The following is a 1,963-nucleotide window of genomic DNA, read 5'->3' on the forward strand; positions in this document are numbered from 1 at the left end:
CGGGAGTTTGACAGTTGCATAATTAAAATAGTACGTGCAGGCCGCATAAAGCCTGTACTTTTTTTGTCAAGTTTTTCGCTTTATTATCTAGTAATATTTAGTGATATGTGATATAATTATTACAGAGGTGATTGCTATGCGTGTTACTACATCCAAATCAAAAAATTCCGAATCCTTTTACATTACAAAATCCTATACAAATGCTCAGGGTAAGAGCACTTCTACCACGATCAAAAAGCTAGGCACCCTGGCTGAATTATCGGAACGTCTTGGCACTGATCGGGATGGCGTCATGGCGTGGGCAAAAGAACAGGCAAGAATCGAAACGGAAAAATATAAAAAAGAAACGGAAGAGGCAGTTGTTACGATCCCGTTCCATTCCAACAGACTTATGGACTATAACAGAAAAAAACTTTTTACTGGCGGTTATCTCTTCCTCCAGTCTGTCTATTATGGTCTGAAGATGGATTCCATCTGCCGAAAGATCAGATACCGTTACAAATTTAAATATGACCTGAATGCGATCCTCTCGGACTTGATCTACACCAGAGTCCTGGAGCCTTCCAGCAAAACTTCTTCTTTCAAGGCTGCACAGCAATTCCTGGAGGCACCAACCTATGAACTCCATGATATCTACCGCGCCCTTTCTGTCCTTGCAAAAGAGTGTGATCTTATACAGTCTGAAGTTTACAAAAACAGTTTCTTCCTGGGGAAGAGAAACGATAAAGTTCTTTATTATGATTGCACAAACTACTACTTCGAGATTGAACAGGAATACGGTGATAAAAAGTATGGAAAGAGCAAAGAACACAGACCGAATCCTATCATTCAGATGGGACTGTTTACCGATGGAGACGGGATTCCACTAGCTTTTTCTCTTTTCCCCGGCAGTCAGAATGAACAGAAGTCCTTAAAACCTCTGGAGACAAAGATCCTTCAGCAGTTCGGCTGTCAGAAATTTATCTATTGCAGCGATGCCGGTTTGGCATCTGAAGATAACCGGGTCCTCAATCATCTCGGACAACGTTCTTTTATTGTGACACAGTCTATCAAAAAGCTTCCGGCAGAGGATCGTGAATGGGCTTTGAACACCAAAGGATTTAAACGGCTGTCGGATGATTCTCCTGTTGATATCACACAGCTTTCCGAGGATGATAAACAAGGACTTTTTTATAAAGATGAACCGTATACTACAAAAAAACTCCATCAGCGGCTGATCATAACCTATTCTCCCAAATATGCTGCATACGAGAAGGCTGTCCGCGCGGAGCAGATCGCACGAGCTGAAAAGATGGTCGCCAATGGCGCTGTGAAAAGGCAGCGGAAAAATCCGAATGATCCTGCAAGATTTGTAAATAAGATTGCGGCGACTAAAGAAGGAGAAAAGGCAGAGATTCACTATTATCTTGATCTCGAGAAGATCGCGGAAGAAGAAAAATATGACGGCCTTTATGCTGTCTGCACTGATTTGTTAGATGATGATGTGGCAGACATCCTGAAAGTCAGTGAAGGCAGATGGCAGATTGAAGACTGCTTTCGGACCATGAAAACAGACTTTGACGCAAGGCCTGTTTATGTCAGCCGCGAAGACCGGATACAAGCCCATTTCCTGATCTGCTTTTTAGCATTACTGCATTTCCGGATGCTGAAAAAGGCATTAAAAACGCCCTGTACAACAGAGCAGTTACTGCACATACTGCGAAGCATAAAGTTTGCCGATATAGAAGAACAAGGCTTTATGCCCGTGTATGAACGTCAAAGAATCACAGATGAGCTTCATGAAGCGTGTGGTTTCCGTACAGACTATCAATTTATAACAAAACGCAAAATGAAAGAAATACAGAAAAAAAGTAAGCGAAGATAAGACATTACTATATTTCAAGTATGGGGCACAAAGTGCCACAATCCCAGTATTTTCATGGATTGTGGCACTCATTTTTCTTTTCAACTGTCAAAGATGGGA

Annotated in this window: 1 protein-coding gene; it reads left to right on the forward strand. The window is 41.8% G+C overall.

What is annotated here, in order from left to right; all coding sequences use genetic code 11:
- Positions 1-136 precede the first annotated feature (136 nt).
- Complete coding sequence (locus LI112_RS17670; RefSeq protein WP_227191195.1) at positions 137-1,864, forward strand: IS1634 family transposase; 1,728 nt, start codon at positions 137-139, stop codon at positions 1,862-1,864.
- Positions 1,865-1,963 lie beyond the last annotated feature (99 nt).

It is taken from the genome of Blautia sp. 210820-DFI.6.14, from assembly GCF_020558815.1.
Taxonomy (GTDB): domain Bacteria; phylum Bacillota; class Clostridia; order Lachnospirales; family Lachnospiraceae; genus Blautia_A; species Blautia_A obeum.

Coding starts and splice junctions, on each gene's coding strand:
- LI112_RS17670 (WP_227191195.1), top strand. CDS start 137: ATGCGTGTTACTACATCCAAATCAAAAAATTCCGAATCCTTTTACATT.